The following is a 22,376-nucleotide window of genomic DNA, read 5'->3' as shown; positions in this document are numbered from 1 at the left end:
GCCTACGCTGACGCGTCCCCAGCCAGGAAAATCGGGGTCAAATGCCTTTCGTACAAGTTGGCGATCACATTGCGCGAGATGGAGTCTTCGCACGCCACCAGCATGTCCAGATAGCGCCGGCCCAGCTTCGCGGCGACCTTATAGGCAACGTGCAGCAACTGGCGGAAATCGGGGTTGTACTCGGGACACTTCGGGTCGTGACGCAGAGCGTCCGCATACTGCTGTGACGACCACCCGTTGACCTGCTCCGGAGAGGGCAGTCTCGCTGCGCTGATATCAATCACGGTTGCATAGGGAGCGCACAGCTCATCACGATGTACATACGCCGCGGCGTAGATCTCCTTCGCCAGTGCAAGGCCATCTCCACCAGCTTCCGCCAGTCCGACCAGTTCTTCGAGCCAGGTGGTGCCGGCTGTTTTTACATGCACGCCGGCCCCGGTATCGCGCAGGGCGCGGCGTATGGCCGGATAGATGGAGAATTTGTCGCTGCCGGAATGGATGCTCAGCTTGAGTTGGGCAGGCAGGCCGTAGACGTCGATAGCATGAGCGATGACCGCCAAGTCGCTGCGAAACTCGGCTTCAAACTGCGCCACGTCTCCCACATAATCCACGCCCTTGTTGAAGCGGCCGGTAAACTTCGGCGCAATCGTTTGCAGGGGAATGCCCTCATCGGACAGGGCCGCGAGGATCACCAACAACTCGGCGGGACTCTGGGGAGTGTCGGTTTCGTCCATCGAGACTTCGGTGATGAAGGCGCCGGTTCCCAGCGCGCTCTCGATGTGCCGATAAATCCTGCCCGCCTCCTGGGTGGCGAACAGGTACTTGGTTGCGATCTCGGCCAACCCTTCGGGCGACAGTGGCCGGACGGACCCGCGAGCTTGCAGTTCTATGGGCCGCAGTAACTCAGGATGGCGGCCGATGAATGCGCCGATGGCCGACGGCTGCGGTGGCTTGCCGATGGCATAGGCAACGTCCAGGGTGTAAAAGTCGCTCGATGGCAGGAAGTCGTCCACCGTGTCGAGGTTGATATGGTCGGCGTCCACGTGGAAAGGCCTGGTCCATTCCAGCTCGCGGACCGCGATTTCGGCGGCGGCGCGCACGCTGTCGGGCTTGGAACCGACAATGCGGTGTTCGCGGTTCGACTTGTTCCATACCGGAATGATCTCGACGCCACGCTGCGAAGCCATGACGCAGGCGCGCAACTGAGCCCGGGCTTGATGGGCAAAGCGGTCGCCGACGCCAAAGGAGCATCTCGCGAGGCGGAGGCCGGCGGAGGACGCCAAGGAGTGAGCGGCGGATGAGGTCATCTGGGATCCTCGCGGAGCGGCCTGGGCAAAAATCTGCGGAGGTGCCGCTCAAGTTACTGCGAATCCTAGTCGTTTTATACAATACAACGATGTTGCAATTGACAAAACAATAGTTTCGTGTTTTCTGTTGCGTGTCAACCTCCTTCTTGGTCCGCGGTGTGGCCGGAGGCGCCCGCCCGAGACGATGCAATGCCGCAGCCTGCAAGCCAATTCGCCGGCGGCACAACCACGGGTGACATCGCGGTCGGCGGTGGCCAGTCTGCAAAAGCGGGGCCATTGTACGACTTCACCGGCCAGGCGGCGGTGCGGTCGAGAGAACCGGCTCCACGCGCCACGGTCAGTGGGTTCCCGAAACGGGCCCTCCGATCGTCCCAGCAAAGGAAGAATGCTGCTTGACAAGCGGGCTCGCCGGTGACAGGCTGTGCTCGCTCGGTTTGTCTATTGCAACAGCATTTTAGTAGATAAAACATGAAAGTAGCGCGAACCACCTCCGGCAAATACGTGGTGGATGCGGTCGCCAAGGCGCTGGATCTGCTGGAAGTCTTTGCCGGCAGCGAAGGCCTTACGCTGAACGAAATCAGCCGGCAGCTCGGATTGAACAAGAGCCGCACGTTCCGGCTGCTGCACACCCTGGCCGAGCGTGGTTACGTGGAGCGCAGCGCCGATGGCAGCCTGTACATGCTGGGCATCAAGTTGTTCGAGCTTTCCACCCATGTCCGGCGCGACATCAAGGAAATCGCCCGCCCGCTGATGCTGGAACTGCGCGAGCGTTTTAACGAGATGGTAAACCTCAGCGTTCTCGACGACGGCAACGTTCTCTACCTGCAGATTGTGGACAGCGCGCGTCCGATCCGCATGAGCGCGACCGTGGGATGCCGCATGCCGGCTCACCAGACATCCATGGGAAAGGCGATGTTGGCGTTTCTGGGAGCGGATGATTCGCGTTCTCCCTACTTCTTCTATCTTGCCAGGCTTTCGCGGCCGCGCCTGCAAACCGTGCGCAAGGAGCTGGAACTGACGCGCCAGCGGGGCTATGCGATCGACAACGAGGAGAACGAACCCGGTGTGGCCTGCATCGGGGCGCCCGTCTTCGACCAGTACGGGCAGCCCATCGCGGCCATGAGCGTCTCCGGGCCGGTCCATCGGATTCTGGAAAATGAAAGCAAGGTCGCGAACGCGCTGATCGCGGCCTGCCACGGCGTTTCGAAAAAGCTTGGCTACAGCGTGCGCGTGGCCGCGGAGCCTGCCAAGCAGCGCCTCAGGGCGAAAGCATGAGGCCGCTGGGGCGGCAGCATGACGGAGGGAATGCGAACCTGCTTTTCTTCCGCCATGCGACCCCAGCCGGGTGAAAGGCAATTTGATGTTGCAGATTAGGCCCAAGGCCGGTTGCAAGTGGGATCTGGTCAGCTTGGGAGAAGTCATGCTCCGGCTCGATCCCGGGGATGCGCGCATTCATACCACCCGCGGTTTTCGTGCCTGGGAGGGCGGCGGTGAATACAACGTTGCCCGCGGCCTGAAGCGTTGTTTCGGAATGGACACGACGATCGTCACCGCCTTCGCCGATAACCCGGTGGGCCGACTGATCCAGGACTTCATCTATCAAGGCGGCGTGGACCAGTCGCATGTGCTGTGGGTGCCGTACGACGGGGTTGGGCGCACGGTGCGGAATGGGCTCAACTTTACGGAGCGGGGATTTGGAGTGCGTGCGGCTCTGGGCTGCTCCGATCGCGGGCACACCGCGGTTTCGCAGCTGAAGCCCGGCGCCATCGACTGGGCCCAGATTTTTGCGCACGAGGGTGCGCGCTGGTTCCACTCCGGCGGGATCTTTAGCGCGCTTTCCGAAACCACGCCGTGCGTTGCCAAGGAAGCCATGCTGGTGGCGAGAAAGAACGGGGTCGTCGTTTCCTATGACCTCAACTACCGCGAGTCCCTGTGGAAGTCCATCGGCGGCAAGAAGGCGGCGCAGAAAGTCAATCGCGAACTGGCTCCGTTGGTGGACGTGATGATCGGGAACGAAGAGGACTTCACCGCCGCCTTGGGGTTCGAAGTCGAGGCCCTGGATGAAGACCTTTCGAAGCTGGATCCGGCAAGCTTCTGCCGCATGATGGAGCGCGTGGTCGCCGCCTTTCCCGGGATCAAAGCGGTTGCCACCACGCTGCGCCATGTGAGGTCGGCGAGTAGCAACGACTGGAGTGCCGTCTGCTTTTGGGACGGGAAACTCCATCGCGCGACGAATCGGGAGAATCTCGCGATCCTGGATCGCATTGGCGGAGGCGATTCCTTTGCCTCCGGCCTTATCTATGGATTTCTGACCGGCCGCGAGCCCCAGTGGGCTGTCGAATGCGGGGCGGCGCATGGCGCACTGGCCATGACCACCCCCGGAGACACCACCATGGCAACGCTGGCCGAAGTCGAGAAAGTAATGAAGGGCGTGAGCGCACGCGTCGCTCGATAGGCGGCGTGTGGGCAAACGGCCTTGGGCCGAACCTTGGGGCTTCAACAACTTCCTAGCCGAAGGGCAGCTTGGAGATAGCCATGAAGATCGTACAGTTGCTAAAGGTCCTGGCCGTGTGTGCGTTCGTCGCATTAGCGCAAAACGTTGTCTTCGGCCAGGCAGTTAACTTCGCCCAGATTCAGGGCCGCATCAGCGATCCGAGCGGGGCGGCAATCGTCGGAGCACAAATCACCGCAACCCAGGTCGAAACCGGATTGGTCAGGAACACGGTCTCCAATGCGGAGGGCCATTACGTCCTGCCCAACCTGCCGGTCGGCCCCTACCGAGTGAATGTCTCGGCCAGCGGCTTCCAGAACTATCAGCAGAAGGGCATGGTGTTGCGAGTGGGCGAGACCCCGGAACTCAATATCAAGCTCACCGTGGGTAGCGTTGCTGAAACCATCGAAGTGAGGGCGGATGCCGCTCTGGTCGAGACGCATGAAAACTCGATCTCGACCATGATTGACAACGAGCGCATCCTGCAGCTTCCGCTCGATGGCCGCAACATGGTGTCACTGGTCATGGGGACGGGCGCGGCAACTAATCCCACGCTGCCCAGCAACGACCTGAACAGCACCAAGAACTACGGCAACGGGCAATCGAGCGGGCCCTCGCAGACGATCTCGGTGGCCGGCGGCCAGGAGAACGCCAACAACTACTTGCTGGATGGGAGCGACAACAACGACGCCTTCTCGAACGTGAATGCGCCTTATCCGTTTCCTGATGCGATCCAGGAGTTCAGCGTGCAGAGCAGCGGGCTCTCAGCGCGATACGGCGTGCATGCCGGGGCCACGGTGAATGCAATCACCAAGTCCGGCACCAATGTCTATCACGGCACCCTGTTTGAATTTCTGCGCAATCCGGCTGTCAATGCCCACCACGTGTTCTTTACCACCCCGGCTCCTGGCTCGCGCGACGACACCGTCAAGCGCAACCAGTTCGGAGGAACATTTGGCGGACCGATCAAGAAAGACAAATTACTGTTCTTCGTTGGGTTTCAAGGGACCCGGCAGTCAGCATCGTCGAACCTGACAACCGTCATCGTTCCCACTGCCGCAGCCATTACCAATGGCGACTTCAGCGTGATGATGGCGGCGGCGTGCCAAAGCAGTGGAAAAGCCAAGACATTGAAAACCGTCAACGGCGTCACCATTACAGGCAACAAGGTCAATCCCGCAAGCTTCAATGCCTCGGCATTGGCCTTGCTCAAGTACGTGCCTGCTTCCACCGATGCCACGGGCTGCGGCAAGATCAGTTATTCCTACCCGCAGATTTGGAATGAGGACCAGGGTGTGGCTAAAGTGGATTGGAACCTGAGTCCCAAGCAGACCGTGTTCGCGCGTTATTTCGGCACCGATTCCAGGGTGCCGCTGCCGTTTGACAAGTCCGACATCATCCCGCAGAGCCAGATCTCCAACCAATATGCCCGGTTCCAGACCGGGGCCATCGGGCACACGTTTACGATCAGCCCGAACCTGGTCAACTCCTTCCACGTCACCGCCACTCGGCTAGCCATCAACCGCGGCCCGGCCGACGACATGATCAATCCCGCCAGCATCGGCATCACCGTCCCGAGCCCGGTTCCGAATGGTTTAGTGCTCAGCATCTCCAACTACTTTGCGACCGGCGGCGGATCGTCCATGCCGGGACACTTCATCAACAATCTGTACCAGATTGCCGATGATGTGGACATCGTGCATGGCAAGCACCAGTTTTCTTTTGGCATCAACTTCATGAAGATGCAACTGAACTACATCTCCACCTTCCAGTCCAACGGCCAGTTTACGTTCGGCGGGAACTTCAGTGGAGACAACCTGGTTGACTTCATGCTGGGCTTCCCCTCGAACTTCGCGCAAGGGAATCCGGAAGCGGAAAACTGGAGATACACCTACTGGGGTCTCTACGCCCAGGACAACGTCAAACTACGGTCCAACCTGACGCTCAACATAGGGGTGCGCTGGGAGCCGTATTTGCCGTCGACAGATATCATGAAACGGGGGAGCCATTTCGATTACGCCGCCTTCGCGGCCGGCACCCGCAGTACGGTATTCCCGAATGCGCCCGCCGGCTTGCAGTATTGCGGCGATCCCGGCGTGCCCTGCGCATACGCGAACAACAAGCTGGCGCAGTTCTCGCCTCGCATCGGACTGATCTGGGATCCGACCAAGAACGGCTCCATGACAGTGCGGGCGAGTTACGGCCTGTTCTATGACAGTCCGGAGATGTACTTCTTCGATCGCTACGCCGACAATTCACCGTATGGCAGCGGTGTCAGCTTCACTCCGAAAGCGAGCGCGGGCGGTACCCTTTCGAATCCCTACGCCGGCCAGGCGGGTGTGCCGCAGTTCCCGCTGCCATTCCCCAAACCAGGAGATCCGGCAGCCTTCTTCCCGCTGAACGGCGTGTATATCAATAACAGCTTCGACGTTCATCCGATGTACGTGCAGAACTGGAACTTTAGTGTCGAGAAGCAGTTGGGCAGCGATTGGCTGCTCTCCTTGAGTTACCTGGGCAGCAAAACGACCCATGTTTGGGTGGCGTATGAAGCCAATCCGGGCATGAATGTCCCGACGGTAGCTACGCCCTCAGCGGCGGCCGGCGGGAGCGGTTGCACGGCCGGAGCAGCCGCCGCCACCGGCAATACCAACTGCCGTCGCGCGCTGGTGGTAGCCAACCCGCTGCAGGGCCAGTACTTCTCTAACCTGACATCGCTATGGGATGGAGCCAACGCTAACTACAACGCGATGCTGGCTAGCGTGAAGCATCGCTTCAGCCGCAACTACACCTTCCTGTCCAACTACACCTGGTCGCACTGCATCAGTGATCAGGACTTTACCGGAGAGCTGACCAACAGCCGTCCGGATCTGTTCGTCTCCCCGGTTACGAATCCCAACCTGGCGGTTCTGAAGGGCGATCGCGGGAACTGCGGCTTCGACATTCGCCATTCCTTTAACGTCTCGGTGGTGGCGAATTCGCCGAAGTACCAAGGTTGGAAGGGAGTAGTACTCAACAACTGGCAGATTGCGCCGTTACTGACCTATCGTACTGGGATCCCCATCACCGTACTGACCGGCGTGGATACTGCCCTGACCGGCACCACCACTTCGTTCAAGGACCGTCCCAACCTGGTGGGCGATCCGCTTTCGGGGACTTGCGCTAATGGTTTCACCGTGGGGAGCCGCAATTGCTGGTTCAACACAGCGGCTTACGTAGCGCCCGCCACCGGCACGTTTGGAAATGTGGGTCGCAACTCTCTCTCGGGTCCGGGCGGCTTCACGCTCGACACCTCTATCTCCCGCAGGTTTATATTTGCCGAGACCAAGGAGCTGTCTCTGAGGCTCGACACCTTCAATCTACTGAACCACCCCGTTCTGGGTAACCCGAACGCCAGCGCCAACAGTGCCAACTTTGGCAAGATACTCAGTCAGGTTGGCAATGGACGTACATTGCAGGCCGCAGTTAAGTTCAGCTTCTAACCGTTTAACCGGGCGGCAGACCTCAGTGCCTGCCGCCCGGCTTCCACGCTCAAAAACCAAGAACACCATGCCAACAGCCACGTAGGTCCGGAGTCATGAACAGCCAGACGCAAGTTCCCGTCGACAAGATGGTGTTCCGGGGCACTAACTGCCATACCGGCCGAGTGATCTCGGTCACACCCGAAAACAGCACAAATAAGCACCTGGCATACGGGCGCATTATCTTGAATCCTTCGATGCCCGCCGTTTCCTTCAGCAATGGGAATCGCGAGACTGGCCTGATTGTGCTCTCGGGGGAAGCCACGCTGAAGGTAGCGAGCCAATCGTTCCAACTCGGCCAATACGACTCCGTCTACGTCCCGAAAGAGTCTTTCCTCGAAGTCACCAGCGGCAGCAGTGTCGATATTGCTGAGTTCTCCGCCGATGTCGAACACCGGTACCCGCTACAGGTGGTGCGCTACAGCGAGATATTGAAGGATCCGGGATTGGTGTTCCCGGCCGGGTCTGGAACCAACGCGTCACGCCATCTTCACATGGCGATCGCGAAGAACGTGGAAGCGGGAAGGCTGGTGGCGGGATTCACCTGGTCCGATCCCGGCAATTGGACCAGTTGGCCGCCGCACGAGCATGCGGCCATGCTGGAAGAGATGTATGTGTACTTCAATATGCCGGCGCCGGCCTTCGGAATCCAGATGGTCTACAACAAGACCGATTACCCCGAGTTGGTCACCGTGGTGCGCGATGGCGATGCCGTGCTGATGCCCAGCGGTTATCACCCGAACGTCTCGGTGCCGGGCCATCGCATTTGTTTCCTCTGGGCCATGGCCGCACATCGCGAGGTTCTGGACCGCCAGTTTGGCGTGGTGAATGTCCAGCCCGGATTCGACGGCGGAGGCTCAGGCCTGGAAGCCGGTCGCAAGGGGTAGAGGATGGTTGCGAAGAGCCAGTTCGGCCCGACGCAATGCTGTGAGGCGCAAAAGTGATCCTGGATGCATTCCGACTCGAAGGCAAGAATGCGCTAGTGACCGGCTCGCAGAGTGGGCTGGGCGCCGGGATTGCCCGTGCCCTGGCCGAAGCCGGAGCCAACGTCGGGTGCCATGGGCTTACTCCGGAGCCGTGCGGGATCCGCGAGGACGTTCGCCGGCTCGGGCGCAAGGCGTTTTTCATGTTTGGTGATGTGGCCGAGGACAAAATCTGCTCCGCCCTGATTCAGCGCACCGTGGACGAGTTCGGGTCGATCGACATTCTGGTTAACAACGCCGGTACCATACGCCGCGCGCCGGCCGCCGAGTTTCCGCAGTCGTACTGGGATGAGGTCATCGCCGTCAACCTGACCTCGGTGTTCCGTCTCTCGCAACTGGCGGGGCGGCACATGCTGAAGCAGGGTAGCGGGAAGATCATCAACATCGCTTCCCTGCTGGCGTTTCAGGGGGGTGTGTTGGTGCCCTCCTATGCGGCAGCGAAGTCGGGGGTGGCGGCGCTGACCAAGGCGTTCGCGAATGAGTGGGCCAGCAAGGGGATCAATGTCAACGCAATCGCGCCCGGATACATGGCAACCGACAACACCGCGGCTCTGCGAAAGGACCCGGAACGTTCCCGGCAAATTCTGGAACGCATTCCCGCTGGGCGATGGGGCGAACCCTCGGACCTGGCAGGGGCGGCCGTTTTTCTCAGCTCCGCGGCCAGCAACTATGTCCACGGCCATATCCTCCTCGTGGATGGAGGCTGGATGGCCCGATGAGCTTGCGCCCACGCTATCAATCGCAGCAATCGCAGCAGAAGGGGCGGGTCGATGACTAAGCAGGAAGTGCGCCATCAGATCACACAAGTCGGCATCGTACCGGTAATCCGCGCAGCTTCCGCAAAGCAAGCGATGATGGCCATCGAGGCGGTCTGCCTCGGGGGAATCCCGATCGCCGAAATCACCATGACGGTTCCGGGGGCAGTATTTCTGATTCGCGAGGTGGCCAGGTCCATGGGGTCGGACGTGCTGGTGGGAGCCGGGACGGTTCTGGATGCTGCGGCCGCCCGCGAGTGCGCCGATGCCGGTGCGCAGTTTCTGGTCAGCCCTGGACTCGATTACGAGACAGTTGATTTCGCAAAGACACGCGACATGGTGATGATGGCCGGCGCCCTTACTCCCACCGAGGTGATGAATGCCTGGAAAGCGGGCGCGGACTTCGTGAAGATCTTCCCGTGTGGCGAACTGGGCGGCGCTAACTACATCAAGGCCTTGCGCGGCCCACTCCCGCAGATCCCGATGGTTCCAACTGGCGGCGTGAACCTGGAGACCGCGGCAGCTTTCATTCTCGCCGGCGCTGTTGCTTTGGGCGTCGGCGGTGAGCTGATCTCCCCGGCCGCACTCAACGCCGGCAATACCCACGTGATTTGCGAATCCGCCCGCCGATTCATCGAGGTGGTTCACAACGCCCGCATCTTGATGGACCAGAAAAGGGACGAGGCGGGCGTTGCTCGGCGGTAAGCCTGCCTGCCCAAGGTACGACTGCCGGGTCATCTCTCTGTTGCCGCAGCACAGCCTTGACACGAGCCACCAATTCGCGAGGACTGAATGGTTTCGTGATGTAGTCATCGCCGCCGCATTCGAGTCCGAGGATGCGATCGTCTTCCGAACCCCTGGCGGTGACGAAAATGATGGGCGTCTTGCTGAATTCCGGCATGCTGCGCAGACGCTGGCAGAATTCTAGCCCGTCCTCGCCCGGCATCATGATGTCGAGCAGAAACAGGGACGGCGGTTGCACCTTGGCCTTGGCCAGGGCGGACATCACGTTGGAGAAGGGCTCGGCGATATATCCCGCCCTTTGCAGGTTGGCGCGAATCAGACGATTCACGTCCGGGTCATCTTCAACGACGAAGACGGTCTGCCGTGGTTTCACGGGAACCATCTAGCGTGGCCCCCGGGCACGAGGTGGGGCGTCATGTTGCTCTGCCCAGCAGGCGCGGAGCAGTTTGGGGGTGAGACACCACTGGAGCGTCGCGCCGGTGCGCCTCTTGACGACCTTAGCGACTGCGCCTTTCTTGAGATGAATGCCCGCGCGCCCGCTGCTGTTGCTGATCAATTTTCCAATGAATTCCGCGAGCTTGGAATTGTGCCCAACGAGCAAAGCGGAATCGGCGCTCCGCATCTCGGATAGCAATTGCAGGAACCGCTCGTAGGTGCCATCCGGGCGCAGGGCCGGGGCGAGCTCGATGTGGCCCCGATAACCGGTTCGTTGGGCAATGATGGCGGCCGCTTCGGAGGCGCGCCTAAATGGGCTGGCGACAATTTCGTCGAATCTGATGTCGAGCGCCGCCAGCAGCTCGCCGATCAGCTGGCATTGCAGCCGTCCCTCCTTATCAAGTTCACGCTTCGCATCTTCCTGCGGGTGTGGTTTTGGCGCGCCGGCGCTTCCGTGTCTCACGAAGTACAGATTCATGCCACCATGCTCGAATAGCCAAGGCCATGCGGCGAGCTCATGGTCGAAATGCTAGGTTGAGTCTGTTAACGGAGGATTACTGCAGTGTGAAAACTCCGTGACAGTAACCGGGGAAGGCGGCCACACTGCGCCGCTGAACGACATCAGCGCGGTCGTAACGGTCCTGGCTCTGGTATGCCCTGTAAACGTCAATTAACACGGCTGTCATCGAACCTTAACCTCAGTCGGTTCTAATGAAAGCATGGACACCGTTATCGCCGATACGATTCTCGTGTCCGACCTGCACTTGGGATCCGAGACCAGCCGTGCCCGCGAGGCCACGCAGTTCTTGCGCTCCGCCATGTTCAATCGATTGATTCTCCTGGGAGACATCTTCTGCGATCTGAATTTCCGGCGGCTCAAGAAAGAGCACTGGCAGTTTCTTTCCTTGATCCGGAAGCTGTCGAATCCGAAACGTGGAGTCGAAGTCGTATGGGTCGAAGGGAATCACGATCGCGGCCTGGCACAGTTGATGTCGCACCTGGTTGGCGTGCGGGTCTACGACGAGTACGGATGGCAATACCGTGGCGTGAAATATCGCGGCATTCACGGCCACCAGTTCGATCGTTTTCTCGTGGACAGCGCGTTGTTGAGCGCACTAGGCGAGTTCATTTACCTCCACATCCAGAAGGTTGATTTCAAGGACAGCAAAATCGCGCGCTGGCTGGATCGCCTCAACTCGCGGTGGCTGCGCCTGACGCCGAAGGTGGCGGCGGGCGCCTTGGCGTTCGCCGAGGCGCGTGGTGACGACGTCGTGTTTTGCGGACATACGCATCAGGCATACCAGGCAGGCGAAGGCGGGGTGCGTTACTTCAACACAGGCTCCTGGACGCACGAGCACCTGACCTATGCCGCGGTGGATGAAAATGGCGCCCGACTGGGCGAGTTCGTACCGCCTCCACGCGACCCCGAAATCGCGGACGAAATCGCCGACCCGATGCGCGTGGATGCTTCGAGCGAACCACTCCCTGCGGCCCGCGGATGAGAACTTTCGCGCTTCTCTGCAACCTCTCGTGTGGGACCGGCCGGCGGGCGCAGGCACGCCTGCAGCGGCTGAGACAAGCTTTTAGCGCCCGCGGGGTGGAGTTGCGAACGTACAGTACTTCCACGCCGCGCTGTGCGTCCGCCGTTGTACGCGGAGCGATCGCCGGGGGCTGCGAAGCCATCCTTGCGGCGGGCGGCGACGGCACGTTCAACGACCTGTTGCAGGCCACGATGCTCCACGCCGACAGCTTGCCCGTGGGCATTGTTCCGTTCGGGTCCGGGAACGTGCTTTCGCACGACATCGGACTCAGCGGCGACGTCGCGCGCATCGCACAGGAGCTGGTGGGAGCGACTCCGACGAAGGTTCCGGTTGGATTGCTGTCCAGCGGGCTCGCGAACGGAGCCACGGTGAACCGATTCTTTACGGTGGCCGCGGGTATCGGGGCGGACGCCCGCGTGATCTGCGGTGTCAGCCTGGCGTGGAAAAAGCACCTTGGCATCAACGCTTACTACGCGGAAGCCACCCGCCAGCTTCTGTTCTCTGCTGACCCGTTGCCCTTGTTCCGCGTCCAGTACAACGACATTCAAACCGGCGAGCGCCGCGAACAGACCGTGTCGCAGGTCATCGTTGAGAGGGTCGGCTATTTCAGCAGCCCGCTGATGAAAAAGAACGGAACCGCTCCGCTGAGGAGCAAGGTATTCCGGCTGGTACTGTTCAAGACGCAACGCCGCGCAACCTATTTGAGGTATGGACTCCAGTTATTGGCGGGCCAGTTCGGCAGCGCACCGAGCCCGATCGGCAACGTCGAAGTGGCACAAGCGACGACCGTGTACTGCGATCCGTTGCCCGGGTCGGCCGCGACCGACGTACTCACGGAAGTAGATGGTGAACCGGTGGGCAACTTGCCTGCCGAGCTGACGTTAGCCCCGCAGGGCATCCGCCTGCTAATGCCCAGTACATGAATCGAGCTGCGCAAGAGCAATTTAACCGGAAATTCACACCGCCGTCATCGTCAAGCAATGACCGCCCGTTACATTCGCGACATGAGCAAGTCCAGGACCAGCGACGTTCCGAACCTGGAGGTCGCTGGTCAACCTTTCGTGGAGAAAGCAATGGGAACTCGGCGCAGCATATTGGTTGTCGATCACGATGAAGATGTCCTGCTGCGGCTGGAGCACTTGCTGGAAACGGCGGGATTCGACACTACGGTGACATGGCGGCTCGACGAGGTTCGCCATTTGATTGACCAACGACGGTTCGACCTCGTCGTTATCGGGCATCATCCGCCCCATCTTGACGCCTCTCGCGTGCTGCGACTGACCGGCGGCGACCGGAGGACGCCATGTATCGTCTTGTACCCGCCGGAGCGTTTTCATTTCGACGCCGAGTATTTCTACTCGCTCGGTGCTCACGCCGTGCTGTCGAAGTGGAGTCCGGAAGTCTCTGAACGCGTCCGCCAACTCTTTCCGCCTGCCCAGGCCTCGGCTTAGCGCGGCGTTTCGCGGAAACTGCGACGATGGGCAGGAGGGTACGCCAAGGATGCAACGCATCACCTTCGTTTACTTCGACGCTGGCGGCGGTCACCGAAGTGCCATGGACTCGCTGCTCACGGTCATTGAACGTCAGAAACGTCCCTGGGATATTTCCACCCTCAATCTGCAGGAGGTTCTCGATCGGCATGACTTCGTCCGCCGGCTGACCGGCCTGCGCGTACAGGACGTTTACAACCGCATGCTGGCCTCGGGCTGGACGCTGGGTACACCGCAGCTCTTGTGGGCGCTGCACGGCGCGATTCGAGTGCTGCACAACCGTATGGTCTCGACCCTGGCCGAGTACTGGCGGAACCGTCCCGCCGAGGTAGTGGTCTCGGTTATCTCCAACTTCAACCGCGAGCTCGCGGCCAGCGTCAAGCTGGGCTTGCCGGGCGCGAAGTTCGTTGCCGTGATGACCGACATTGCCGACTATCCCGCACGTCACATCTGGATTGTGCGGGAATTGGAATACCTCGTCTGCGGAAGCGAGCGTGCCGCGGAGCAGGCCCGCCAATTGGGCCATGGCAACGGCCGCGTATTCCGAACTTCCGGCATGATCCTGAACCCGAGGTTTTACGAGAGCCGTAACGTGGAGCGCGGCCCGGCGCGGCAGCGCCTGGGGCTTGACCCGGATTGCCCGACTGCGTTGGTCCTTTTCGGCGGGCAAGGTTCCAACGACATGCTGGAGATCGCCCGCCGCCTCGAGCATTACCCGGGCGCCCTGCAATTCATCTTCATCTGCGGACGCAACAAGGATCTGGCAACAAAACTGCGGGGCATGCGCACTGGCAAGAGACGGCATATCGAAGGTTTCACGTTCGAGATCCCGTACTTCATGCGTCTGGCGGATTTTTTCATCGGGAAGCCGGGGCCGGGCTGCGTGAGCGAGGCGTTGTCATGCGGGCTGCCGGTCATTGTCGAGTGCAACGCATGGACGCTTCCGCAGGAGCGTTACAACGCCGAGTGGATCCAGAACAATGGCTATGGAATCATGCTGCGCAGTTTCGACGACATCAACCGGGCGGTCACTGAAATGTTGGAGCCTGGCGCAATGTATCCTGGCAACGTAGCCCAGTACTTCAACTGCGCCGTTTTCGAAGTTATCGATATTCTGCAGCAAATCATCGACGAACCGCACTTGCCCGCTTCGGGCACAAGTGACGCAACGGTGAGTCCCTCCTCCAATTGATTGCAGCCACTTCTTGGTTCTTGGGCAACCGGCGCACAGCCGAACATCGCGGAGATGCAGACGACCTACGCAAACCTGCAGCAGGGCGTGAATGCTCTCAGAGACAATTAGCCCGACCGGTTTGCGACGTATTGATCGGCTTCTGCAAGGCTGGAAAATATGGGGAAGAATTGCTCCACGTTGGCTACCCGCAGGGATGTACGCACGCGGTCGGTAACCCCTACCAAACACAAGCTTTTGCCCGCATTCTGGTGAGACACGTAACCATTAACCAGGCAGCCGATTCCGGCGGAGTCGATGTACGGCACGCCGGAAGCGTCGACGATCAGGCACGTAGTGCTGTCGGAACGGACAAGACTTTGGAACTCAAAGAAATTGGAAAGGGTCAGTGGTCCATCAAGCTTGAGCACCCGACAAACGGCAACTGAACTGGGTAGAGTTTCCACGCGCAGCGGGGCGTCGGGCATTGCTGAATTGTAGTGACCGCACTTGCACTGCATTGTTAAAAACAGGTTAAAACAGCGGAGAGTCTGGACTGAAGAGCCGCGGATGACGACGATTCCGGTCGCGAAAGGGCGAGCACGATGACGCCGGAACGCGTATCCTTGGGCGGAAATGGCGTTTTGTAGCCACTGCGGAAAGCTGGCGGAAGGCGGACGTTTTTGTACCGGCTGCGGGGCATCGATTGCGCCGGACGCGGTCGCGGCCATGACCGCCGAACTCCATCGCCACCACAAACAGATGCGCATCCTTGTGGTCGCGCTTGGCCTGGTCGCATTAACCGGGGGGCTAATCGTCATCCGGGTGATGTTCGTCCAACGGGCAGCCCGCATCGGCGGCGAGACCTCCGCTGCCGCGCTCCAGCAACCGCTTCCTGGTACCGCCGCGCCATCTCCGCCCGGTCAGGCAAGCACTCCCGACACATTCACATCGCAGCCGCCGCAGCAACCCGTAATCGTCCCGGACGCCAACCACCCCGCGAGCCACTCGTCGGCGGGCAGCATCGACCCGCAGGCGGTGCAGAACGCGTTGAGCACCCTGGTGCAGCAGGGCAAGCAGAGCGACCCATCCCTGCAACAACGGCCGGCGCCAGCGGTGGGTTCGTCCGACTCCGACCGTTATCCCGGCTCGCAGCCGGTCGAGGTGAAGGACGCAAACCTCCCCGACATCGGCATCCCCGTTGCCAGCGAGGTCTATACCACATCCGACTCCGTCTCGACTGTCGTCAGCTACTACAGGCGCCGCTACCCCGACGCCGAAGTGACGGAAGTCAACGGACAGAAGATCATTGCCGTTAACCGGCCGGGGGCCACCAAGGTCATCGCTGTGGGCACGACCGGTTCGGAGACGCGCATCGCAATCGTTCAGCCGGCTAATTGAAGATCGCATGTGGATTGCTTCCGGTTGGCCGTGACTCGGTCGCTGCGTGCACCGCGGAACAAAGTAGGTGGACTGTCTGTCGTCGGGGATTTATTCCAAGGCTATCGCCAGCTTTGCCCGGGCGTGCCCTGTCGCCAGATACCGGATCGCCTCCGGGACTTCACCCAAGCTGTAGCACCTCTCGATGACGGGTGTTACCTTTCCGGCCTGCATAAGATCGCGCATGACAGTCAGGTCCTCTTTGGTTATTTTCGCCATCAAGACCACGAATCTCTGGCTTGCGACCCGCGAGAATATCGGCGCTGTTATGGAGGCACGAATCAGAAAACCAATGATGGATCCGCCTGGTCCTATTCCGGCTCCAACGTATACCCCTTTGGGATTCAACATGCGTCTGAATTCTGAAAGTGAATGGTTGGCAACGAGGTCGAGAATTAGATCGTACTTTTGCCCGCCTTTGCTGAAATCCTCTTGCGTGTAATCAATGACGCGATCCGCACCGAGCGATCGCACCATCTCCACATTCCTCGTACTGCATACGCCGGTAACATTGGCGCCGAGCGACTTGGCAATCTGCACAGCGAAAGTACCCACGCCTCCGGAAGCGCCGTTAATCAACACCTTCTGCCCCGGCTGAACCTTCCCCTTATCACGAAGGCCCTGCAATGCGGTGAGTGCCGCGATGCCTACAGAAGCCGCTTGCTCAAACCTCACCTCGTCCGGCTTCATGACCAGTCTCGATTCAGAAGCACAGGCATACTCGGAAAACGACCCAAGGCACACTCCCAACACCTCGTCGGCCGGCTTAAACCGGGTAACATCCCTGCCTACCGCTTCAACCCGACCGGCCACATCACGGCCCAGTCGTGTATCTTTCGGCTTGAGCAGCCCGAGCCCGAACAAGCGAATTAAGAACGGCTTGCCTTCCACGAGGTGCCAGTCGATTGGATTGACGGAAGCCGCGTTGACCTTTATCAGGACTTCGCAGTCCTGGGGAACAGGCTTTGGAATATCCTTGATTTGAACAACGTCCGGTGGCCCGTACCTGAAATAGACGGCCCCTTTCATGACGCTCTCCTCTGGCCGCTTGGGGGGGAAGTATACGCCGCCGGACGACTACAAATGAGCTTCCTCCGGCGCGAGCGACACTTTCCCCTAGGAATTCGCCTCGTTTCTCGCGGGAACCAGACCATCAATGGGGATGATAATCTTCTCGCTGATGCAGGTTGGGCGACAACGTCTTGGGGCAATGGCGCGCGCGCGCTCTAACCGGAAGCATTTCCCATTTCTAACTGGACGTCCAGTCGGCTTTAACGGTGCTGCCCCGCTCCGCAATCGGAAAACACCAAATGAAAAAGCCCCTCGCGGTCGAGAGGCTTTAACTCTGGGCTGCGGCCCCTGCGCCGGAGCCCAGGAAAGTTGGGGGCGCCCGGTACGCGCGGGGGCGCACGTACCGGGCTTGCGGGGGCTACTGCTGGGGCGGGTTCGACTGTTGCGGCGGAGTGCTGGGGGTAGCGCTCGGCTGCGGAGGCGCAGGCGAAACCGGCTGAGCCGTAGCGGGGGCAACGGTAGATGCTGGAGAGTTCATGTCGGTGGCCGCGGGCTCTGAGCTTGGCGACGTTTGCGGCTGGGGCGCCGTCTCGCTCGTTCCACCCTGGTACGAGGCTGGGGAGGCAAATGGCCCGGACGAAACCGGCTGCATTGCGCTGAGCTGCTCGAGGTCGTTCTTCAGCAGGCTGATCTCGACGCGGGCGCCGCGCACGCGCTTTGCGGTCCCGTCGCTGGACGGAATCGCCGCGTTGCCGAGGCCGAGCACATGCACGCGGTACACCGGAATATCGTGGTTGATGACCAGATAACGGCGCACGGCGTCGGCCATGCGCTGCGAGCTTTCGATCGCCGGCGCACCGCGCCCGGCGGAGAAGCCCTGGACCTCCAGGATGTAGCCTCGCTGGTCTTTCAGGTCCTTCGTCATGTCGTCGAGTGCGTCTTTGGCCTTCTTGCTGAGGGCGGTCTGGCCGGGACGGAAGCGGATCTCGGCTTGGGTGACCGGCTTGTACTGGTCAATGTTGGTGACCACCTGCTCGACGGTTTGTATGCGGGTGCTGGTCTGGTTGGCGGTTTGCTGCGCTGCCTGGGCGCGGTTGCCGGCGTCCACGGCGTGCATGTCGGCTTCGTTGGCCCGGTTGCTGGCCAACTGGATGCCCTGCTGCGCGCGGGTGTCCACGTCCTTGATGCTCTTGGCGTTGGCGGCGGTCAGCTCATCGAGCTCGTTGACGCGGTCGCGCACCGGGCTGAGCTGGCGCTGCACGTACTTCTTGCGCGCGAACGGGTTGATCTTGCCCCAGAAGCCCTCGCGACGCTCTGCGGCGAGCGGCTGGCGAGCCTGCAAGTTCTCGTCGGCGGCCTTCTGATCGGGCGTCTGCTGATTGCTGGTCGGCTGCGTGCTGGAGGCCGGCTGGTCCTGCTGTGAAGCCGGGTTCTGCGGGGCCGAAGTGTCGTTCTGGGCCAACGGCGCCGGCGGTGTCGTGTTCTGCTTGCTGGAACTGGGAGAGGTCTGCGCGGCAGCCGGAATGATGAGTGCGGCAGCCAGCGGCAGAGCGATCCAGAAACGGGTCTTCATGGGAAAATTCCTCCGAGAGAACGTGAGCGGCGCATCCCAACATCATGCGCCGAGTAGAAAAACTGTTTGCGCCCCACCGGCTTGATAATCAAATCAGTTGCCAAAGTTCTGGCCGGATTTCGGGCTGTAAGTTACTGAGGAGTAAAGGCGGCTTTTTCCGGCCAAGTTCCCCGGTGCGTAGGAAAGGGTGGAGTAGGGTAATTTTGTCTTGGCGTATCTGGCGCCGACTACCGGCGCAAGGGGCGAGTATCCGCCCAGGAGAATATGATCAGAACGAAAAGAATCGCTCTATTGCTTCTCACCTTGGCGGTGGCTGCTCCAGCGCAGACGAAACTCGCTTCTGATTCCATTCCCCCCGCGAGGCTGCAGACCTACGCCGAGTTGGCGGTTAGCTGGATGCGCGAGTACCTGCAGATAGACACCACCAACCCTCCCGGCAATGAGATGCGCGCGGCCGCCTGGCTCAAGAAGATCCTGGACGAGGAAGGGATCGAGAACCGCGTTTTCGAATACGCACCGGGGCGCGGCGACGTCTGGGCGCGGATTGCGGCGACGAGCGCGGAGAAAAAGCGGCCGATCATCCTGCTGAGCCACGAGGACGTGGTGACCAGCGACGCCGCGCGCTGGAAGTTTCCGCCGTTCAGCGCCGCGGTTTCTGACGGCGTGATGTACGGCCGCGGCGCGCAGGACATGAAGGGCGAAGGACTCGCTCACCTGGTGGCGATGGTCATGCTGAAGCGCGAGAAAGTGCCGCTGGATCGCGACGTGATTTTCCTCGCCACCGCCGACGAGGAAGTGGACGGCACCGGAACCGACTGGATGATTGCGCATGAGCGCGACCTGCTGGGCAACGCGGAATTCCTGATCACCGAGGGCGGTGAGAATCCGCTGGAAAACGGGAAGGCGACATTTGTCGGCGTGGATGTGGCGGAGAAAGCGCCGTTCTGGCTGCATCTTGTAGCCCAGGGAAGGCCGGGGCATGGCTCGCGTCCCATCCCCGATTCCGCACCCGACCGCCTGGTGCGCGCGCTGCAGCGGCTGATCGAATACAAGACCGAACTCAAGGTGCTTCCGGTCAGCGAGCAATTTCTGGCGGCGATGGCGGCGTATGAACCGCCGGCGCGCGCGCGCCAGTACCGCCATCTGCGCCAGGCGGTGCGCGACCAGCAGTTCCAGCAGGAAGTGGAACAGGATGCATCGCTGAATTCCATGCTGCGCAACACGATTTCGCTGACCATGCTCGGCGGTTCGCAGCAGACCAACGTGATTCCCGGCGAGGCGTGGGCCAACCTGGACGTGCGGCTGCTTCCGGGCGAGGAGCCACGGCAGTTTCTCGAATTGGTGCGCCGGATCGTGGCCGACGACAAGGTCAGTATCGAGCCGCTGAAGCCGTTCAAGAAATCCAATGCATCGCCGATCGATACGCCGTTGATGTCGGCGATCCGCGGCGTGTGCGCGCGTTATTTTCCGGGTACGCCGGTGGCGCCGCGCCTGACCGGCGGCTACACCGAGAACGAGCGCTTCCGGCAGTTGGGCGTGGTCAGCTACGGTTTTTCGCCGTACACGGCCACCCCGGACGAAGGCGCCAGCGAGCACGGCGACAACGAGCGCATCCGCATCGAGGAACTCCGGCGCGGGTTCCGCGTGATGTACGACGTCGTCGTTCAACTCGCGGCGGCCGCCCACGAATAAGTGACACTGGGCAACCAACAAATCCAATTGCTACTGCGGAGACGAGCGTAGCCATTCCCGCGCTAACGTGGAGAGCACGCACGAGAGCCTTGAGCCGGTCACCCGTTCCGATTTCGGAACAAAACAGAATTTGCGTTGCAGTTCAATGAAATTGGTGTAGTTCTTCGTCCATCTTCACGTCGAGAAAACCCGGAGGTGTTCTTGAAATGCCTTCAGCTTTGCGCATTATCACGGGGTGGAGGCAGAAGCTTTGGTTCCCAGGTTAACGCCGCGTACAGTAGCCGGTAGCGTCCCCGGGATTCGCCCGTGTCAGCCAGTGCTTAGACGAAAGGAGGAGTCATCCGATGCCTGACCCCACGTCTATCTCTCAAATCGATCTCACTCCCATTGCTGGGAAAGAATACTTCACTCTCGAGCGCGAATGGCGAGAAGAGTTCATTTACTTCCTCATGGTCGACCGCTTTCATGATGACCAACACCGGGCGCCCGTCCTGCAGCCCAACCGCTCAGTGGGAATCCAAACGCCCGACGCATTCTACGGCGGCAAAATCAAAGGCATCACCGATCACTTGGACTATATCGCCGGCCTTGGTTGCACCGCGATATGGCTTTCTCCGGTGTTCGAGAACAATCCCGGTGCATACCACGGATACAACCTTAACAACTATCTCAACATAGATCCGAATTTCGGCACCAAGCAAGACCTCATTGACCTGGTCAACGCTGCGCACGCCTTCCGCAGAAATGGGCAGCCCTGGCCGATGCGCATCATTCTCGATGTCGTCATCAATCACTCGGGCGACAACTGGGCTTACCCGGGCGATGATCCATACTTCTATTTCAATGACCTGCAATTTCCATTTGGCTTCTGGAGGCGCAACGACCGCCCACTTCCTACCGATTTGCGCGACCCAACCTGGTATCACCGGCGCGGCCGAATCAGGAATTACGACGCCTACCCCGAACTGGAACACGGCGACATCGACAGCTTGAAGGACTACGCCAACGACGATGATGCCACCGGGTCCGCTGTGATCAACGCGCTTATCAAGGCCCACTGCTACTGGATTCGCGAGACCGATGTCGACGGTTTCCGCGTCGATGCCGTCAAGCACATGAACGCGGTTGCCTGTTCGCGCTTTTGTTCCAACATCCGCGAGTATGCCTACTCTTTGGGCAAACGTGCATTTTTCCTGTTCGGCGAGGTCGCCACTCCCGATGACGACGTTTACAACCGGTACATCGGGCAGAATACTTCCGTGACCGATGGCGGCGACACGGTCTTTTTCGGACTGGATTCCGTCCTCGATTTTCGACTGGCTGAAGGCGTTTACGGTGACGAAAACAACGCGCCTTTACGAGATGTCCTCAAAGGCTTCAAGGGACCACAGACGCTATTCAATCGCTTGGAGGCACAACGGCAGCGGGCCTTGAACCGGGGAGAAATTGGCCGGTACCTGGTCAGATTCGTCGACAACCACGATTCCTTCTGGCAACCTTCTGGACGCTTCGCTAACGGAGCCCCGGACGAGCAAGTCATCGGCGCGATCGGTTTCTTGCTCTGCGCGCTCGGGACCGCGTGTATCTATTACGGCACCGAGCAGGGCTTTTCCGGCCAGGGCGGCGACAACCAGGTGCGGGAGGCCATGTTCGACAGAGCGATCCCCGGCAGGAATGTGCTCAATACTAGCTGTAGTATCTACCAGGAGATCGCCAAGATCGCTCAAGTCATGCGGAGCCATGAGCCCCTGCGCTTTGGCCGCATGTACTACCGCCAGATCTCGGGTGACGGCCAGCACTTCGGCTTGCCGTTCGGAACCGCTTACACGCTGGCATTCTCACGTCTCCTCTACGGCCAGGAAGTGCTGGTCGCCTACAATGTCTCGGGCCAGCCGCGAAACGATTTCGTCATCGTGGACTCAACGCTGCATGGCGATGGGTCGACAATGCGCTTTTTGTACGGCGGGGTCGGCACAGCCCCCGTTGGCGCCGCAGCGGACCGATCAAGATTCATTCGGTTGAACTTGCCGGCATTTGGATTTGTCATCCTTGTGTAATCGGCGGTCCCGGTTGAGGGTCGTAAAGACATGACGGTTTACACAAGCTAGGACAGCTTCTCGGGTACCAGCATTTGAACTGTGTAGACTCGTATGCGCGCGGCATTCACTGCCCTGGGGAGGCGGTTCCAGCCTGGAACTGCGCAGCCAGTACGAAGTAGTTGCGGG

19 protein-coding genes are annotated in these 22,376 nt (G+C 60.5%); 13 read left to right on the top strand and 6 right to left on the bottom strand.

From position 1 onward, the window contains the following. Positions 1-2 precede the first annotated feature (2 nt). Positions 3-1,307 (bottom strand): tagaturonate epimerase family protein, encoded by a 1,305-nt coding sequence (locus LAN64_11345; GenBank protein MBZ5568432.1) that lies wholly within the window; start codon positions 1,305-1,307, stop codon positions 3-5. Between the two features lie 468 nt (positions 1,308-1,775). Between LAN64_11345 and LAN64_11340 the strand changes: the two genes are divergently transcribed. From LAN64_11340 to eda, 6 genes are all read left to right on the top strand, one after another. Further along, a complete protein-coding gene (locus LAN64_11340; GenBank protein MBZ5568431.1) occupies positions 1,776-2,582 on the top strand; it encodes an IclR family transcriptional regulator in 807 nt (268 codons plus the stop codon). Between the two features lie 85 nt (positions 2,583-2,667). Then, positions 2,668-3,762, top strand: a complete 1,095-nt coding sequence (locus LAN64_11335; protein MBZ5568430.1) for a sugar kinase — start codon at positions 2,668-2,670, stop codon at positions 3,760-3,762. Positions 3,763-3,842: 80 nt separating this feature from the next. Further along, positions 3,843-7,277 carry a TonB-dependent receptor gene (locus LAN64_11330; GenBank protein ID MBZ5568429.1) on the top strand — a complete coding sequence of 1,145 codons (3,435 nt, stop codon included), beginning with the start codon at positions 3,843-3,845 and terminating at the stop codon, positions 7,275-7,277. Positions 7,278-7,405: 128 nt separating this feature from the next. Beyond that, positions 7,406-8,203: a 5-deoxy-glucuronate isomerase gene (locus tag LAN64_11325; protein ID MBZ5568428.1), complete on the top strand. Its 798-nt coding sequence runs from the start codon at positions 7,406-7,408 to the stop codon at positions 8,201-8,203. A 56-nt stretch (positions 8,204-8,259) separates the two neighbouring features. Further along, positions 8,260-9,018 (top strand): 2-dehydro-3-deoxy-D-gluconate 5-dehydrogenase KduD, encoded by a 759-nt coding sequence (gene kduD / locus LAN64_11320; GenBank protein MBZ5568427.1) that lies wholly within the window; start codon positions 8,260-8,262, stop codon positions 9,016-9,018. A gap of 51 nt (positions 9,019-9,069) precedes the next feature. Continuing rightward, positions 9,070-9,759 carry a bifunctional 4-hydroxy-2-oxoglutarate aldolase/2-dehydro-3-deoxy-phosphogluconate aldolase gene (gene eda / locus LAN64_11315; GenBank protein ID MBZ5568426.1) on the top strand — a complete coding sequence of 230 codons (690 nt, stop codon included), beginning with the start codon at positions 9,070-9,072 and terminating at the stop codon, positions 9,757-9,759. Here the strand turns inward: eda and LAN64_11310 are convergent. Both LAN64_11310 and sixA read right to left on the bottom strand, forming a co-directional pair. Further along, positions 9,686-10,171 carry a response regulator gene (locus LAN64_11310; protein ID MBZ5568425.1) on the bottom strand — a complete coding sequence of 162 codons (486 nt, stop codon included), beginning with the start codon at positions 10,169-10,171 and terminating at the stop codon, positions 9,686-9,688. The genes eda and LAN64_11310 overlap by 74 nt on opposite strands. Before the next feature lie 9 nt (positions 10,172-10,180). Next, entirely contained in the window at positions 10,181-10,711 is a 531-nt protein-coding gene (gene sixA, locus LAN64_11305) for a phosphohistidine phosphatase SixA (protein ID MBZ5568424.1), read from the bottom strand. 241 nt (positions 10,712-10,952) lie between these two features. On the opposite strand from sixA, the gene LAN64_11300 reads away from it, so the two are divergent. From LAN64_11300 to LAN64_11285, 4 genes are all read left to right on the top strand, one after another. After that, positions 10,953-11,735, top strand: coding sequence for a UDP-2,3-diacylglucosamine diphosphatase (locus tag LAN64_11300; GenBank protein MBZ5568423.1), 783 nt, complete (start codon positions 10,953-10,955; stop codon positions 11,733-11,735). Next, positions 11,732-12,697, top strand: coding sequence for a hypothetical protein (locus LAN64_11295; protein MBZ5568422.1), 966 nt, complete (start codon positions 11,732-11,734; stop codon positions 12,695-12,697). The genes LAN64_11300 and LAN64_11295 overlap by 4 nt, the downstream gene beginning before the upstream one ends. A gap of 150 nt (positions 12,698-12,847) precedes the next feature. Then, positions 12,848-13,225, top strand: coding sequence for a hypothetical protein (locus tag LAN64_11290; protein ID MBZ5568421.1), 378 nt, complete (start codon positions 12,848-12,850; stop codon positions 13,223-13,225). Between the two features lie 49 nt (positions 13,226-13,274). After that, complete coding sequence (locus LAN64_11285; GenBank protein MBZ5568420.1) at positions 13,275-14,456, top strand: galactosyldiacylglycerol synthase; 1,182 nt, start codon at positions 13,275-13,277, stop codon at positions 14,454-14,456. Positions 14,457-14,563: 107 nt separating this feature from the next. On the opposite strand, the gene LAN64_11280 is transcribed toward LAN64_11285, so the two are convergent. Beyond that, complete coding sequence (locus tag LAN64_11280) at positions 14,564-14,923, bottom strand: STAS domain-containing protein (GenBank protein MBZ5568419.1); 360 nt, start codon at positions 14,921-14,923, stop codon at positions 14,564-14,566. Positions 14,924-15,164: 241 nt separating this feature from the next. Here LAN64_11280 and LAN64_11275 point away from each other — a divergent pair, with 241 nt between their 5' ends. After that, positions 15,165-15,836, top strand: coding sequence for a hypothetical protein (locus LAN64_11275; GenBank protein MBZ5568418.1), 672 nt, complete (start codon positions 15,165-15,167; stop codon positions 15,834-15,836). Between the two features lie 90 nt (positions 15,837-15,926). Here the strand turns inward: LAN64_11275 and LAN64_11270 are convergent, their stop codons facing one another. Together LAN64_11270 and LAN64_11265 are read right to left on the bottom strand one after the other, a co-directional pair. After that, a complete protein-coding gene (locus LAN64_11270; GenBank protein MBZ5568417.1) occupies positions 15,927-16,904 on the bottom strand; it encodes an NAD(P)-dependent alcohol dehydrogenase in 978 nt (325 codons plus the stop codon). A 400-nt stretch (positions 16,905-17,304) separates the two neighbouring features. Next, entirely contained in the window at positions 17,305-18,459 is a 1,155-nt protein-coding gene (locus LAN64_11265) for an OmpA family protein (GenBank protein ID MBZ5568416.1), read from the bottom strand. A 264-nt stretch (positions 18,460-18,723) separates the two neighbouring features. Here LAN64_11265 and LAN64_11260 point away from each other — a divergent pair, with 264 nt between their 5' ends. Both LAN64_11260 and LAN64_11255 read left to right on the top strand, forming a co-directional pair. Further along, positions 18,724-20,151: a M20/M25/M40 family metallo-hydrolase gene (locus LAN64_11260; protein MBZ5568415.1), complete on the top strand. Its 1,428-nt coding sequence runs from the start codon at positions 18,724-18,726 to the stop codon at positions 20,149-20,151. 344 nt (positions 20,152-20,495) lie between these two features. Further along, entirely contained in the window at positions 20,496-22,208 is a 1,713-nt protein-coding gene (locus LAN64_11255) for an alpha-amylase (protein ID MBZ5568414.1), read from the top strand. Positions 22,209-22,376: the final 168 nt, after the last annotated feature.

It is taken from the genome of Terriglobia bacterium, from assembly GCA_020073185.1.
Classification (GTDB): Bacteria; Acidobacteriota; Terriglobia; order Terriglobales; family Acidobacteriaceae; genus JAIQGF01.
Note: the sequence above shows the minus strand (reverse complement) of the source record. Positions and strands in the feature narration are given on the sequence as shown.